At 66.3% G+C, this 15,282-nt stretch carries 15 protein-coding genes; 12 read left to right on the top strand and 3 right to left on the bottom strand.

Features of this window, described 5'->3' with window-relative positions:
* Positions 1-483: 483 nt before the first annotated feature.
* The 6 genes from rsmD to R5H29_RS05410 all read left to right on the top strand — a co-directional run bounded on the left by rsmD (position 484) and on the right by R5H29_RS05410 (position 5,298).
* Positions 484-1,062: a 16S rRNA (guanine(966)-N(2))-methyltransferase RsmD gene (gene rsmD / locus R5H29_RS05435; RefSeq protein ID WP_134730648.1), complete on the top strand. Its 579-nt coding sequence runs from the start codon at positions 484-486 to the stop codon at positions 1,060-1,062.
* A 26-nt stretch (positions 1,063-1,088) separates the two neighbouring features.
* Positions 1,089-1,598: a pantetheine-phosphate adenylyltransferase gene (gene coaD / locus R5H29_RS05430; protein ID WP_005416145.1), complete on the top strand. Its 510-nt coding sequence runs from the start codon at positions 1,089-1,091 to the stop codon at positions 1,596-1,598.
* 60 nt (positions 1,599-1,658) lie between these two features.
* Positions 1,659-2,150 carry a hypothetical protein gene (locus R5H29_RS05425; RefSeq protein ID WP_010484374.1) on the top strand — a complete coding sequence of 164 codons (492 nt, stop codon included), beginning with the start codon at positions 1,659-1,661 and terminating at the stop codon, positions 2,148-2,150.
* A gap of 132 nt (positions 2,151-2,282) precedes the next feature.
* Positions 2,283-2,564 carry a YfhL family 4Fe-4S dicluster ferredoxin gene (locus tag R5H29_RS05420; protein WP_010484376.1) on the top strand — a complete coding sequence of 94 codons (282 nt, stop codon included), beginning with the start codon at positions 2,283-2,285 and terminating at the stop codon, positions 2,562-2,564.
* Positions 2,561-4,291: a gamma-glutamyltransferase gene (gene ggt, locus R5H29_RS05415; protein WP_207049292.1), complete on the top strand. Its 1,731-nt coding sequence runs from the start codon at positions 2,561-2,563 to the stop codon at positions 4,289-4,291. Before R5H29_RS05420 ends, ggt begins: the two co-directional genes overlap by 4 nt.
* A gap of 119 nt (positions 4,292-4,410) precedes the next feature.
* Positions 4,411-5,298 carry an MBL fold metallo-hydrolase gene (locus R5H29_RS05410; RefSeq protein ID WP_019661213.1) on the top strand — a complete coding sequence of 296 codons (888 nt, stop codon included), beginning with the start codon at positions 4,411-4,413 and terminating at the stop codon, positions 5,296-5,298.
* 40 nt (positions 5,299-5,338) lie between these two features.
* Here R5H29_RS05410 and R5H29_RS05405 read toward each other — a convergent pair whose 3' ends face one another.
* Both R5H29_RS05405 and upp read right to left on the bottom strand, forming a co-directional pair.
* Entirely contained in the window at positions 5,339-5,632 is a 294-nt protein-coding gene (locus R5H29_RS05405; protein WP_019661214.1) for a PsiF family protein, read from the bottom strand.
* Between the two features lie 186 nt (positions 5,633-5,818).
* A complete protein-coding gene (gene upp / locus R5H29_RS05400; RefSeq protein ID WP_164145083.1) occupies positions 5,819-6,451 on the bottom strand; it encodes a uracil phosphoribosyltransferase in 633 nt (210 codons plus the stop codon).
* Between the two features lie 218 nt (positions 6,452-6,669).
* On the opposite strand from upp, the gene R5H29_RS05395 reads away from it, so the two are divergent.
* From R5H29_RS05395 to R5H29_RS05380, 4 genes are read left to right on the top strand one after another with little or no spacing between them, the layout of a single operon-like run.
* Complete coding sequence (locus R5H29_RS05395) at positions 6,670-9,183, top strand: TonB-dependent receptor (protein WP_407073522.1); 2,514 nt, start codon at positions 6,670-6,672, stop codon at positions 9,181-9,183.
* Positions 9,180-10,298, top strand: a complete 1,119-nt coding sequence (locus R5H29_RS05390; protein ID WP_134730642.1) for a phytase — start codon at positions 9,180-9,182, stop codon at positions 10,296-10,298. Before R5H29_RS05395 ends, R5H29_RS05390 begins: the two co-directional genes overlap by 4 nt.
* A 14-nt stretch (positions 10,299-10,312) precedes the next feature.
* A complete protein-coding gene (locus R5H29_RS05385) occupies positions 10,313-11,662 on the top strand; it encodes a metallophosphoesterase (RefSeq protein ID WP_242015487.1) in 1,350 nt (449 codons plus the stop codon).
* Between the two features lie 10 nt (positions 11,663-11,672).
* Complete coding sequence (locus R5H29_RS05380) at positions 11,673-12,287, top strand: inorganic diphosphatase (protein ID WP_021203979.1); 615 nt, start codon at positions 11,673-11,675, stop codon at positions 12,285-12,287.
* 19 nt (positions 12,288-12,306) lie between these two features.
* Here the strand turns inward: R5H29_RS05380 and R5H29_RS05375 are convergent, their stop codons facing one another.
* On the bottom strand, positions 12,307-12,891 hold the full coding sequence (locus R5H29_RS05375; RefSeq protein WP_019661219.1) for a hypothetical protein: 585 nt from the start codon (positions 12,889-12,891) through the stop codon (positions 12,307-12,309).
* 109 nt (positions 12,892-13,000) lie between these two features.
* Here R5H29_RS05375 and R5H29_RS05370 point away from each other — a divergent pair, with 109 nt between their 5' ends.
* The gene (locus tag R5H29_RS05370; protein ID WP_134730636.1) at positions 13,001-14,416 is read left to right on the top strand and encodes a deoxyribodipyrimidine photo-lyase; all 1,416 of its coding nucleotides are present in this window, start codon (positions 13,001-13,003) and stop codon (positions 14,414-14,416) included.
* Positions 14,417-14,556: 140 nt separating this feature from the next.
* Positions 14,557-15,252, top strand: a complete 696-nt coding sequence (locus tag R5H29_RS05365; protein ID WP_005416156.1) for an OmpA family lipoprotein — start codon at positions 14,557-14,559, stop codon at positions 15,250-15,252.
* Positions 15,253-15,282 lie beyond the last annotated feature (30 nt).

Genomic DNA, 15,282 nt, shown 5'->3' with positions numbered 1-15,282 from the left:
CGGGGCACTGTGGGTTCGCGGGGACGGCGCAAGTACGTCCATGTAGCCTTGGTCGCCGCATCCATGCGGCTCACACCCCGCGAACCCACAGTGCCCCGCCTCTGACAGGTTCACGCGGCTGTTGGTAGGTGTCGACCTTGGTCGACACATCTGTCAGATATCGAAATAAAACTGGGGTCAGATCCGTTTTCCGCAGGAAAACGGATCTGACCCCAAGAGTCGTTCCGACAGCTCGCAGGAAACTGTCGAAGGCGGGGTGGGTCAGGTTGTGGGGGTGTCCGCGGCATGGATGCCGCGGCCAAGCCCCCATGGACGGGTTTACGGCGTCCCCCACAGGCTGACCTACCCCGCCTACCCCCAGGGAACCAGCTTTTGCCGTTGCTCTGGCTGTTGCTTCGGCCTCTGCGGGTGCCGGCCGCGGGCCGGCCGAACTACAATCCCACTCATGCTGAAATTCTTGAATACCTCCCGCCGGGGGCGCCGGTGAGCGGCCGTGGGGGCAATGACGGTCAGGTCCGCATCATCGGCGGGCGCTGGCGCAATACCCGCCTGCCGGTGCCGACCCTGCCGGGGCTGCGACCCAGCAGCGACCGCGTGCGCGAAACCCTGTTCAACTGGCTGATGCCCAAGCTGGGCGGCGCGCGGGTGCTGGACCTGTTCGCCGGCAGTGGCGCGTTGGGCCTGGAGGCGGTCTCGCGCGGCGCCGCCCACGCCACCCTGGTCGAGCGCGACGCGCAGCTGGGACGCAATCTGACCGCGGCCGTGGCCAAGCTGCAGGCCTCCGGCCAGGTCACCGTCGTGCAGGCCGATGCCCTGCGCTGGCTGCAAGGGGCGCAGGCGCAGCAGGCCGATCTGGTCTTCATCGACCCGCCGTTCGCCGATGGCCTGTGGCAGGACGTGCTGGCCCAGCTGCCGCGGCACCTGGCCGCCGATGCCTGGCTGTACCTGGAATCGCCGGCCGGCCACGTGCCGGTGCTGCCGCCGGACTGGCTGCTGCACCGCGAGGGCGGCACCCGCGAGGTGCGCTTTGCCCTGTACCGCCGCGCCACTGCTACACTTTGACCTCATCTGAACATCTGCATCCGCCCATGACCGTGGCCAACCGCCGCATTGCCGTGTATCCCGGCACATTCGATCCGATCACCAACGGTCATATCGACCTGGTCAGCCGGGCCGCGCCGCTGTTCGAAAAAGTCGTGGTCGGCGTGGCGCAGAGCCCGTCCAAGGGCCCGGCGCTGCCGCTGGAGCAGCGCGTGCAGCTGGCACGCGGCGCCCTGGCCCATCACGGCAATGTCGAGGTCATCGGCTTCGATACCCTGCTGGCGCATTTCGTACGTTCGGTGCAGGGCGGGGTGCTGCTGCGCGGCCTGCGCGCGGTGTCCGACTTCGAATACGAATTCCAGATGGCCAGCATGAACCGCCACCTGATCCCCGAGGTCGAGACCCTGTTCCTGACCCCGGCCGAGCAGCACAGCTTCATTTCGTCCTCGCTGGTCCGCGAGATCGCCCGCCTGGGTGGCGACGTGTCCGGCTTCGTGCCGGCCGCGGTGCTCGAAGCCCTGCGCAAGGTCCGCGAAGCGAAGGCGGCACAGTCGTAAGCCCCGCTGTACCCGCACCCCATTACGTACACCACCACGCACCATTCCGGGAGGAAACCCATGAACACCACCATGCGCGCGATGCTGATCGCTTCGTTGGCCCTGGCCTTCACCGCCTGCAAGAAGGAAGAGGCCGCTCCTGTCGACGAGGCCAAGCAGGCCCTGGTCGCGCCGTCCAAGGATGACGATGCCGGCTGGAAGAAGTACCTGCAGGAAGTGGCCATCCAGAACATGGGCAACATCAGCAACAGCCCGTTCCTGTACTACCTCTCGCCGGAATCGGACCCGGACTTCCAGGCCAAGTACGAGCGCCAGACCGAGAGCGCGACCCAGGCGGTGGCCCGTGGCGTGCAGCCGGGCAACATGCTGGCCTTCGGTTCGTCGGCCTCGGGCAAGATGGCTGACATGATCCAGGCTGTGTTCAAGGACGTGGCGCCGGATTCGATGAAGGGCGTGCGCGTCGTCTTCATCGGCCAGTCGGCCGACAACGCCCGCGTGCAGGCGGCGGTCCAGCCGACCGGCGCCGAGTACATTTTCGTCGAAGCCAAGTAATACCGAGCCATGGCGGCCATGCTCCGGCATGGCCCGGGCGGCACCCCGCAAGGGTGCCGCTGATGACCTGACCGGCCCGCGCGCCCGCGCTGGCCGGTCCTTTGTCCCAAGGCGCGGGCGAGGAGTATCGCCATGTCGCTGAAAATCAACGAGCTCTGCGTCAACTGCGACGTCTGCGAGCCGGCCTGCCCGAACCAGGCCATTTCGATGGGTGAAACCATCTACGTGATCGACCCTGCGCGCTGTACCGAATGCGTCGGTCATTTTGACGAGCCACAGTGCGTGGTCGTCTGCCCGGTCGAGTGCATCGACCCGGACCCGGAGATCGTGGAAACGGAAGACCAGCTGCTGGCCAAGCTGCGCCAGCTGCAGCACGATCACCCCGAACTCTACGCGGAGCCCCCATCCGAATGAAGACGCTGATCGTCCGCCCCCTGTTGCTGCTCGGCCTGCTGCTGAGCCCGATTGCCTGGGCCGGCAGCCCGGTCCGTGCCGAGCGCCCTGATGGCGCCGCCATTGCCAGCGGCCATGCGCTGGCCACCCAGGCCGGTATCGACATCCTGGCCCAGGGCGGCAACGCCTTCGACGCAGCAGTGGCGGTGTCGTCCACGCTGGCGGTGGTCGAGCCGATCAGTTCCGGTCTGGGCGGTGGCGGCTTCTTCCTGCTGCACGATGCGGCCACCGGAAAGGACGTGATGCTGGACGCGCGCGAGACCGCGCCGGCCGCCGCGACCCCGCAGGCCTTCCTCGACAAGCAGGGCAACCTGGACCGTGACCGCTCGGTCAACGGCGCCTGGTCGGCCGGCATCCCGGGCCTGCCTGCAGCGCTGGTCGAACTGTCGGCCAAGCACGGCAGGCTGCCGTTGTCGGCCTCGCTGCAGCCGGCCATCCGCATCGCGCGCGAAGGCTTCCCGGTGTACGAGCGCATGGCCAAGGGCTATGCCTCGCGCCGTGAAGTGATGGAGCGCTATCCCGGCACGCGCGAGGTCTACCTGCGCAACGGCACGCCGATCGCTACCGGAGACCTGTTCAAGCAGCCGGAACTGGCGCAGACGCTGGAGCGGCTGGCTGCGGGTGGCTTCGATGGCTTCTACAAGGGCCAGACCGGAAAGCTGTTGCTGGCCGGCGTGAAGCAGGCTGGCGGCAACTGGACCGCTGAAGAGCTGGCCGGTTATCGCGTGAAGCAGCGCGAACCGATCGTGTTCAACTACAACGGCTGGAAGATCACCACCGCGCCGCCGCCGTCATCCGGTGGCATCGCGCTGGCCAGCATGCTGCAGATCCTGGAAGGCTGGGACATCAGGAAGATGGACCCGGCGCACCGCACCCACCTGGTGGTGGAATCGATGCGCCGTGCCTACCGCGACCGTACCTTCTTCCTCGGCGATCCGGACTTCGTGCAGATCCCGCAGAAGGTGCTGACCAGCAAGGACTACGCGCAGGGCCTGCGCGCGACCATCCATCCGGAGAAGGCCACGCCCAGCGACCTGCTGTCGGGCAACCCGACGCCACTGGAAGATGACGAGACCACGCACTTCTCGATCATCGACCGTGACGGCAACCGCGTCGGCGCCACCCAGACCGTCAACCTGCTGTACGGCTCGGGCCTGATTCCGAAGGGCACCGGCGTGCTGCTGAACAACGAGATGGACGACTTCGCGCTGAAACCAGGCACGCCCAATGCATTCGGCGTGATGGGCTACGAGGCCAATGCGCCGAAGCCGGGCAAGCGCATGCTCAGCTCGATGACGCCGACCTTCATGGAAAACAGCGACAAGGTGATCGTGCTGGGCACCCCGGGTGGCAGCCGCATCATCACCATGGTGCTGCTGGGCATCCTCGGCTACGACGCCGGCCTGGACGCGCAGCAGGTTGCTGCGCTGCCGCGCTATCACCACCAGTGGCTGCCGGACCTGATCGAAGCTGAGGACGATGCACTCGACGCGGCGACGGTGAAGCAGCTGCAGGCGATGGGCCACAAGATCGACCTGCCGGGCAATGTCGCCGCAGGCGGCCGCGGTTCCAGCCACGTGTGGGGCAACCTGCAGACCGTGGAATGGGACCGCAAGGCGAACCGACTGTTCGGCGGCAGCGACCCGCGCAATCCGGTGGGCAGTGCCCAGGTCGTGCCGGCCCATTGACGTGGGAGTGCCGGCCACTGGCCGGCACTTCGGCGGATATCGAAACCCCGTCTTCGGCGGCGGGGTTTTCCGTTTACTTTCTAGCGATTATTTAACGGTTCGGCGCCGATAATCGACACATGAAACTCTGGTCTATTCGTGGAAACTCGCAACGCCTTGATGGCGGCGCGATGTTCGGCAACGCGCCGCGCGCGTTGTGGGAAAAATGGGCGGCACCGGACGAGCTCAATCGCATCGAGCTGGCCTGCCGCGCGCTGCTTGCCAGTCCGCTGGAAGGCAAGACCGTGCTGTTTGAAACCGGTATCGGAGCGTTCTTCGATCCGCGCATGCGCGAGCGCTACGGCGTGCAGGAAAGCCAGCACGTGCTGATCGATTCGTTGCGCGAAGCCGGCTTCGAGCACGAGGACATCGACGTGGTGGTGCTCAGCCACCTGCATTTCGATCATGCTGGCGGCCTGCTGGCGGCATGGAGCGAAGGGCGCGAGCCCGAGCTGCTGTTCCCCAACGCAACCTATGTGGTCGGTGCGCAGCACTGGCAGCGCGCCGTGCAGCCACACCCGCGCGATCGGGCCAGTTTCATTCCTGAGCTGCCCGGCCTGCTGCAGGCCAGTGGCCGCCTGGAAGTGGTGGAGGGGGAGTACTCGAAGGCACTTGGCCGCAGCGTGCGCTTCAGCTACAGCGACGGGCATACGCCGGGGCTGATGCTGGCCGAGATCGTTGGTCATGCGCATGCCGGTGAAGATGCGCACGGTGGCGTGGTGTTCTGTGCCGACCTGATTCCGGGGCGCTCATGGGTACACGTGCCGATCACCATGGGCTACGACCGCAACGCCGAGCTGCTGATCGACGAGAAGCGGCAGTTCCTTGAAGACAAGCTGGCGCGCAACGTGCGGCTGTTCTTCACCCACGACCCACAGGTGGCGCTGGCGCAGCTGGGCCGTGATGACAAGGGACGTTTCGTGACCCTGCACGAACAGGGCGAGTTGAAGGCGCGCGCCCTGGGGTAACGGCAGAGCCGAGCGTGGGCTCGGCTCTACATCACTCTCGTTACGACGCCTTCAGGCAGCTGCTCATGAAGGTCTTGCGCGCATCGCCTGCCAGCTTCTTCGCACCCGCGTCGGCATTGCACTTGCGCATGCGTTCCTGCTGTGGATTGACCGCCTTGGTTTCCGCGGCGTGGCCGCTGAGGCAGGAACTCTGCGCGGTCTTGTAGGCATCACCCTTCAGCCCCTTGTTCTTGGCCGAACATTCGGCCATGCGCTGCTGCTGCGGGGTGGTGGCGTTGGCAGCCAGGGGCAGGCCAACCAGCAGGACGGCGGCCAGCAGGAAAGCGGCTTTCATCGGAATGCTCCAAGCGGTGGCGGGTGCGCGGAGCATTCGCTTCCGACCGGTAAGGCCACGTGAAGGATCACGCGTCGGCCACGCCCGCGTCCACGGGCGTTCACGTGCCGCGGCGAAGCGCGCCCGCGAGTGGTTGGCGGATCAGAGCCCTCTCCTGCGGAGAGGGACCCGACCCGTTCACCGGGATTACCCGACGCGGGTTCCGAAGATGCGGTCGCCGGCGTCGCCCAGGCCCGGCAGGATGTAGCCCTTGTCGTTGAGCTGGGCATCAATGGCCGCGGTGTAGATCTCCACGTCCGGATGCACGGCCTTGACTGCTTCGATGCCTTCGGGCGCGGCCACCAGGAAGATGCCCTTGATGCGACGGGCGCCGGCGCGCTTGAGCATGTCGATGGTGGCGATCAGCGTGCCGCCGGTGGCCAGCATCGGGTCGAGGATCAGTGCGTCGCGCTCTTCCAGGCGGCCGGTCAGGCGCTCGAAGTAGGGCACCGGCTGCAGGGTTTCCTCATCGCGCTGCAGGCCCACCACGCTGACACGGGCGGCCGGGATCAGCGACAGCACGCCGCTGAGCATGCCCAGGCCGGCACGCAGGATCGGCACCACGGTGATCTTGGCGCCGGCAATGCGCTGAACCGTCACCGAGCCGGCCCAGCCGGGCAGGGTGTGCGGCTCGGTGTCCAGGTCGGCGGTGGCCTCGTAGGCCAGCAGGGTACCCAGCTCGTTGGCCAGTTCGCGGAAATCCTTGGTGCTGAGCGCGGCATTGCGCATCAGGCCGATCTTGTGCTGCACCAGCGGGTGGCGCACTTCGACGATCTTCATGGTCGGGAAGGGGGAAAGGAGAGAGAGGAGGCCATTTTGCCGGATTGGCGTGTCGAATCCCAAACCGGCCCCGGAGCGGCGTGACCGGAAATGTGCAGGTGCATGTCATGGCCATGCAACCTTGCGGACATATCGTGCAGACCCATTCTTAACAGGAATGGGGATTCCCAGTGCATATCAAGACTCCGTTGGCCGTTGCCATCACCCTGACCCTGGCAATGGGGGCCGCAGCACCGCTGCAGGCGGCCGGGCAGCAGGCGGTAGCCGCCACCGGCGCCGTGGCCGCCGACGCGGTCGACCTGGACCGCATCGAAGTACGCGCCCAGCTCGAGTCGCAGATCCGCGCGGTCGATCTCAAGCGCAGCAGCGACGCCATCGAGGATGCAGTGTCCTCCGACGCACTGGGCCAGTACCCTGACAAGAACGTGGCCGAGTCGCTGCAGCGCCTGCCGGGCATCAGCGTGACCCGCGACCAGGGCGAGGGCCGCTTCGTGGTCATCCGCGGCCTGGATGCCAATCTCAACAGCGTCAGCGTGGATGGCATCGCCGTCGGCACGCCGGAAGATTCCAGCCGCGCCGCGCCACTGGACGTTATCCCGTCCGACTCCACCGAGCGCCTGCGCGTGGTCAAGTCGCCGACCCCGGACATGCCCGGCGACGCCATCGGTGGCGCAGTGCTGGTGGAATCGGCCTCGGCCTTTGACCGCGACGGTCGCAGCCTGCGTGGCAAGATCGAAGGCAGCCACCAGCAGTTGTCCGGCGAGACCAGCCCCAAGGCCGCCTTCAACTACAGCGAAGTGTTCAACGACACCTTCGGCGTGGCCCTGGGCGTGAACTACCAGAAGCGGAAGTTCGAGTCGGACAACACCGAAGTGGAGTACGACGGCGAGGATGACGCCGCACCTGGCGACGTCACCGCGATCAACCTGCAGCACCGCAAGTACGAGATCGAGCGCAAGCGCATCGGCGCCAACCTCAACCTCGACTGGCGGCCGAACGAAAACAGCAAGTACTACCTGCGCACGCTGTACAGTCAGTTCGATGATGCGGAGACCCGTCAGCGCGTGATCTTCAACTTCGATGACGGGAAGATGGTCAAGACTGGCACCGACCAGTACCGCCTGGACGGCATGCCGAAGGATTCCATCGACAAGCGCATGCGCTATCGCACCAAGAAGGAAAACACCTTCGCGGCCAGCCTGGGCGGCGAGAACAAGTTGACCAATGCCGTGGTCGATTACCGGATCGGCTACACCCGTACCGAAGAGCGGGTAAATGACGAGATGGAGGCGCGCTTCAAGCTCAACGGAAAGGCCTTCAACGGCACGCTGGACCAGCGCAGCCGCCTGCCCAGCTACAGCTTCGACAATCCGCAGTGGCTGGACAATGCCAACTACGCGTTCGATCGTTTCGTGATCTCGCCGAAGCAGGTGAATGACAAGGAACACAGCGCGCAGGTCAACGTGCGCTTCGACGGCGACAGCAGCAGCATCAAGTTCGGCCTGCTGGGCCGCTGGCGCGACCGCGATGTGAATGTGGACGAGCGCGAACTGCGTGTCGGCCCGAAGGTGGCGCTGTCGAGCTGGACCACCACCTCGCCGGAACACCGCCACGGCGATATCGGTGACGGCATGGATTCGCCCGCGATGCGTGCCTATTGGGCGGCCAACGGCGGCCAGTACAGCGCCCGCCCGCAGGACGCCGGTGGCAATGCGATGACGTCGCTGGAAGAGGATTACGTGGCAAGCGAGGACATCTTCGCCAGCTATGCCATGGGTACCTGGGACGTGGGCGCACTGCGCATCATCGGCGGTGTTCGCGTGGAAAACACGCAGTTCAAGGCGATCGGCAACCAGGTGGACGTGGCCGCCAACGGCCGCAGCTTCACCGTTGCCCCGCGCGTGGCCAACAGCAGCTACACCAACGTGCTGCCGGGCCTGCACCTGCGCTATGACGCGGCCGATGACTGGGTGCTGCGCGCCTCGGCCAACAAGACCGTTTCGCGCCCGTCGTTCGGCGACGTTTCGCCGCGCGTGGGTTACAGCCGTGGTGACGAGGAAGTGCGCCTGGGTAACCCGGACCTGGATCCGTACGAGTCGAAGAACATCGACCTGTCGGTGGAGAAGTACATCGGCAGCAGCGGCATCGTTTCGCTGGGCCTGTTCCATAAATCGATCGACGGTTACATCGTGGAGACCGTGCGCACCAATGATCCGGCCTACGGCGGATACGACGTGACGCAGCCGATCAATGGTCGCAAGGCCACCGTGCGTGGTGCGGAGTTCAACTGGCAGCAGCAGCTGGCCTTCCTGCCGGACGGCCTGGATGGCCTGCTGGTCGGCGCCAGTGGCACCTGGCTGGATACCGAGTTCGATGCCGGCATCAAGGACCGTGCGGGCGAGGACTTCACGCTGCCGCGCGCTTCCAAGCATGTCTACAGCGCACACATCGGCTATGAAAAGTATGGTGTAAGCACGCGCTTGGCGGCCGTGTACCGCAGCGAGTATCTGGACAGCATCGGCAAGGGCCGCGCGTTCGACATCTACGTGGCACCCAACACCCAGCTCGATTTCTCGCTTGACTACAAATTCACCCCGCGCGTGAGCGTGTACTTCGAAGCGCAGAACCTGCTGGACAAGCCATTGGAGCTTTACCAGGGCACCCGTTCGCGCACCCTGCAGATGGAAGAGTACGGCCGCACCTATGCGCTGGGCCTGAAGGTGGCGCTGTGAGGGGGCGTGGCTTCACCGTCCTGGCCGCCGCGCTGGCAGCCGCGCTGGTCGCCGGCTGCACGCCGGCCACCGGCACCGATCCGGTTGCGGGAGTAGCCGCGCCGGCCGCCGGGGGCGAGCGCGTGGTGACCACCATCGCCGAGGCCTTCCTGTCACCGATGACCCCGGCCGACAACATCGACTCGCCTGCAGCCTGGCGCGCGCCGGACGGCGCGCTGTGGCTGATCGCCACCGCCAAGGCCACCGACAAGCTGGTGGTCTACGACGGCAGCACCGGGCAGCACCTGCGTGACGTCGGCAGCAGCGGCACCGCACCGGGGCAGTTCGACCGCCCAAACGGTATCGCGGTGATCGACGACCTGCTGTGGATCGTGGAGCGCGACAATCACCGTGTGCAGGTGCTGAGCCTGCCGGACTTCACGCCGCTGGCGACGTTCGCTGCCGACGACCTGCGCAAGCCGTACGGGCTGTGGGTCGACCGCCGTGCCGATGGCTACAGCGTCTACGTCACCGACTCCTGGGACAACGGCGAGGATGCGCAGGGGCGTGACATCCTGCCGCCGCTGGCCGAGCTGGACAAGCGCGTGCGCCAGTACCACGTGTCCCGCAATGGCGCGAAGGTCGACGCGAAGCTTGTCGCCAGCATCGGTGACACCACCGAGGCCGGTGCGCTGCGCGTGGTCGAGTCGATCTGGGGCGATCCCGAGAACGACCGCCTGCTGATCGCCGAAGAGGACGAGAGCTACGCCAGCGAGTTCAAGGTCTACACCCTGGCGGGCCGCTTCACCGGCACCACCTTCGGCCGCGACGTGTTCAAGGCACAGGCCGAAGGCGTGACCCTGCGCACCTGTGGCAAGGACGGCTGGTGGATCACCACCGAACAGGGCAAGCAGCGCAGCGTGTTCCACCTGTTCGACCGGCACACGCTGAAACCGGTCGGCGCGTTCCAGGGCAATACCGTGGCCAACACCGATGGCATCTGGATGATGCAGCAACCCAGCGCGCGCTTCCCGCATGGTGCGCTGTACGCCGTGCACGACGACCAAGGCGTGGTGGCCTTCGACTGGGAGAGCATCGCCAAGCAGCTGGCGCTACCCCTGGAGTGTGGTGCATGAGCCGGCACTGCGTGATGCCTACGTTGGCACTGGGCCTGCTGCTGGCCCTCCCGTCGCTGTCGTTCGCAGCAGCCGAAGCCAATACCCAGGTGCCGGCGGGCAGCCGCCACTACGCGGCGACGACGGTACCGGACCGCATCGTCGCCTCCCCGTCGGCCGATCCCAGCCATGGGTTCGCCGTGGCCTGGCGTACCGACGGCAGCGTGCAGGCACCGCTGCTGGAGATTGCCCCCGCCTGGGATTCGCCCGCCATCGAGGGCATCCGCCAGATACACGCGACGACCCGCGCGCTGCAGACCGAGAACGGGCTGTCACACCACCATCGAGCAGATATCGATGGCCTGCAGCCGGATACCCTGTACGTCTACCGCGTGCAGGGCAACGGCAGCTGGAGCGCCTGGAACCAGCTGCGTACGCTGGCCGCCGCCGACCAGCCGCTGACCCTGCTGTACTTTGGCGACACCCAGAACAAGAACGTCAGCCATGTCAGCCGGGTGGTGCGCGCCGCGCAGAAGGCCGCACCCGAGGCGCGCATGAGCCTGTTCGCTGGCGATCTGGTCAGTGGAGGTGATGGTGCCGATGACAGCGAGTGGGGTGAGTGGTTCGCTGCGACCAGTTGGCTGGCGCAGGAGACCCTGGTGGCGCCGGCGATCGGCAACCACGAGTATTTCGAGGAGTTCGAGGACACTCCGCAGGAACGCCGCGTGCTGGGCAGGCACTGGCCGCTGACGTTCGCACTGCCGGGAAATGGTGCCACCGCTGCACAGCAGACCAGCTATTGGTTCGACGCGCAGAGCGTGCGCGTGGCCGTGGTCGATGGCACGTCAGCACTCGACCTGGGCACCGCCACGGCACAGGCACAATGGCTGGACAAGGTGCTGACCGGAAATCCCCAGCCGTGGACCATCGTGCTGCTGCACCAGCCGTTCTATTCGCCGCGCGAAGGCCGCGAGAACGCCGCATTGCGTGACGTGCTGCTGCCGGTGGTGCGCCGCCACAATGTTGACCTGGTGTTGCAGGGCCACGATCACACCTACGGCCGCCGTGGCGAAGGGCAGGCCGCAACCCCGCAGTACGTGGTGACCGTGGCCGGGCCCAAGCAGTACCGTCTCTCCGACGAGGCACGAAAGACGATGGATCCGGTGGCCGAGGACACCCAGCTGTTCCAGGTGTTGAACATCGATCCGCAGCGCCTGCGCTATGAGGCGCGTACCGTGACCGGTCGTCTCTACGATGCCTTCGAGTTGCGCCGCGATGCCAAGGGGGGCAAGCAGCGCACGGAGCTGACCGAAGGCCGCATTACGCCACGCGACTGCCCGCGCGCACAGACGGCCAAGGGTCGTACCGACCGCTGCTGGGAATGAGGAGATGCCGATGACCACGCACCGCCGTATCGTTCCTCTCGCTGCCATCGGTGCGGCACTGCTGTTGCTGGCCAGTGCAGTGACCGCTGCCGATACCGTGCTGCACCCGTTCCTGGCCGACCAGCCGAAGCAGGCCCCGGATGAAGTTCACCTGGCGGTGGAGATTCCTGCCGGCAGCTTCACCAAGTACGAGATCAAGGAAGACGGCCTGGTGCATGTGGATCGCTTCCAGTCGATGCCGGTCGCCTATCCGGCCAACTACGGTTCGATGCCGCGCACGCTGGCTGGCGACAACGATCCGCTGGACGCGCTGGTGCTGACCCGTGAACCCCTGCATCCGGGCGTGATCGTGCGCTTCCGGCCGATCGGTTACCTGAAGATGATCGATGGCGGCGAGCACGACGAAAAGATCATCGGCGTACCGACCGACAAGGTCGACCCGACCTACGCCACGATCCGCGATCTGAAGGATCTGCCGGAGGTCGAGCGCCAGCGCATCGAGGCCTTCTTCCGGGTCTACAAGGACCTGCCGGCCGGGCGCAACCCGGTGCAGCTCAACGGTTGGGGCAACGCCGCCGAGGCGAGGGCACTGATCAGCGAAGCGATGAAGCGCTTCGAAAAGTAGATCCACGCCATGCGTGGATTCAGTCCAGCAACGTCTCGATGAACGATTCGGCCTGCAGGCGGTCGCCCAGTACCCGGGCCACCGCCTGTACTGCTGCCTCCTGGTGTTCAGGGCGGATGCCGCCATCATCATCGTCGTTGTAGAGGTCATCGCCGGCATCGAGGTATACCGTGCCCGCTGCAGCCAGGGCCGCCATCAGGGTCGGCACATCGGCGGTGATCTCGCCGGCATCCAGCAGGCCGGCACCGTGATGGCTGAACAGTACACGGCCATCGTCCAGGTCGAGGATGAACGGATCGGCGCTGCGATCGGCAATCACCAGCCAGTTCGATGGCCAGTCGTTGATCCGTTCGCCGCTGACGCCGTGCCAACGATAGCCGGCCTGCTGGCTCCACAGGCGTTGCAGTGGCGGTATCCAGACATCAAGGCCGGGAACGGTGATGCCGGCGCGGCCAACCCTGGCATTGATCTGTTCGCCCAGCGGCCCCACCTGCGCGTAAAAACGTGCCAGTACGGGGGGCAGCGGGAACGGGCCCTGCCAGTCACGCTCGTGCTGGGCATGCAGCAGCCCGAAGCGGGCGAATGAGGCGTGCAGATCTTCCATGTCAGAGTCCAACGGGTAGCGGCCGTGCAGCCTAGCAGACAGCGTCTGCGCGCATCGCCTTCACCACCGCTGGCTATCATGTGCGCCTTCCACAACGAAGGCAGTGCCTGTGTCGGTAGCGTTGGTATGGTTCCGCCGTGATCTGCGGCTGCAGGACAATCCGGCCCTGCAGGCCGCGCTGGATGCAGGTCACGATGTGGTGCCGGTCTACATCCACGCGCCGCACGAGGAAGGCGAATGGGTGCCCGGTGCGGCCTCCGATGCCTGGCGCCACCGTTCACTGGCCGCGCTGGATGCGGACCTGCGCGCGCGGGGTTCCTCGCTGGTGCTGCGCAGCGGCGATAGCCTGCCGGCCCTGCAGTTGCTGATCGAGCAGGCGGGCGCCGAGGCGGTGTACTGGAACCGCAAGTACGAACCGGCCACCCAGCCCCGCGACGCGGCCATCAAGCGCACGCTGCGCGAGCAGGGCATCGACGCGCAGAGCTGCAATGGCAGCCTGTTGTTCGAACCCTGGGACATTGCCACCCAGCAGGGCCAGCCGTACAAGGTATTTACGCCGTACTGGCGCAATGTACTCAGTCATTGGCGCCTGCCGGCACTGCAGGCTGCACCGGAAGCACTGGCGCCGCACGCGGTCGACAGCCTGGCATTGGATGATCTCCAGCTGGCACCGACGCTGGACTGGGATACCGGCTTCTGGGAGCACTGGCAGCCGGGTGAAGCCGGTGCGCTGGAAGCACTGTCCGTCTTTGAAGACGGTGCCCTGCGCGGGTATCGCGAGCAGCGTGACCTGCCGGACCGTGTCGGGACCTCGCGGCTGTCGCCGCACCTGCATTTCGGCGAAATCGCACCCTGGCGGATTGCCCATGCGCTGGAAGGGGTGCGTAGCGCCGGCACCGACGCCGACATCGACGGCTACCTGCGCCAGCTGGGCTGGCGTGACTTCGCCTACCACCTGCTGCATCACTTCCCGAAGACGCCGACCGACAACCTCAACCCGCGCTTCGACCGTTTCCCGTGGGCCACTCCGAGTGCCACGCAGCTGCACGACTGGCAGCGCGGCAATACCGGCGTGCCGATCGTCGATGCCGGCCTGCGCGAGCTGTGGCACACCGGCTACATGCACAACCGGGTGCGGATGATCGTGGCCAGCTACCTGTGCAAGCACCTGCGCGCGCACTGGCTGCATGGCGCGCGCTGGTTCTGGGACACCCTGGTCGACGCCGACCTGGCCAATAACACCATGGGCTGGCAATGGGTGGCCGGGACTGGCGCCGATGCCGCTCCGTACTTCCGGGTGTTCAACCCCGTGACTCAGGCCGAGAAATTCGATCCTCAGGCACGGTACATCAGCCGCTGGGTGCCCGAACTGGCCGCGCTGCCGGTGAAGGCCCGGTTTGCGCCGTGGCAGCATCCGCTGCTGCTGGCGGCGCATGCCCCGGGCTATCCGCGTGCGCCGCTGGTGGACCTGGCCGCGGGCCGCGACGCCGCATTGGCGGCATACCGCCAGTCGGGGGCGGGGTAAAGGGTGACCCGAGCGATCCGGTCAGTTAGCTGAACGCGGCCCTGTCGGCGCACCGGATCATCATCCCGACGTCGCATCGGGCTGTTTATTCTCTCTGCGCCCGCAAGCCGCCGGCCCGTCCGGAAACCAAGGAGAACCTCATGATCCGCAACACCACCCGCAACGTCGCACTGGCCCTGATGAGTGCGGCCGTCCTGTCGGCCTGCGCCACCGGCGGCTCCTACGTGCAGAGTGACCAGTACGGCAATCCGACCGAGCAGCAGAACCGCACTGGTCGTAACGCGCTGATCGGTACCGCCATCGGCGTGGCTGCCGGCCTGTTGACCGGCGACAGCGCCACCGAGCGCCGTCAGCACGCATTGATCGGTGCCGGTATCGGTGCGCTCAGCGGCGCCGCGGTCGGCCAGTACCAGGATCGCCAGGAACGCGCGCTGCGCGAGCGCACCGCCAACACCGGCATCGATGTGCAGCGCCAGGGCGACAACATCATGCTGAACCTGCCGGACGGCATCACCTTCGACTTCGGCAAGGCCACCCTGAAGCCGCAGTTCTACGGCTCGCTCAACGGCGTCGCCGGTACGCTGCGTGAGTACAACCAGACCATGATCGAAGTGGTCGGCCACACCGACAGCATCGGCAGCGACGCTGTGAACAACCGACTGTCGAAGGAACGCGCCGACTCGGTCGCCCAGTACCTGATCGGCCAGGGCGTGCAGAGCGTACGTATCGAAACGCTGGGCGCCGGCAAGGCGTATCCGATTGCCGACAACAGCACCGACGCCGGCCGTGCCAAGAACCGCCGCGTCGAGATTCGGGTGATCCCGCTCAAGCAGTAACGCGTAGCGTTATTGCTTGAGCCGGTCCGG

The sequence above is a fragment of the Stenotrophomonas sp. A3_2 genome (genome assembly GCF_036624925.1).
GTDB classification, from domain to species: domain Bacteria; phylum Pseudomonadota; class Gammaproteobacteria; order Xanthomonadales; family Xanthomonadaceae; genus Stenotrophomonas; species Stenotrophomonas hibiscicola.
The sequence above is the reverse complement of the archived record's forward strand: the minus strand, read 5'-3'. Positions and strand labels throughout refer to the sequence as shown.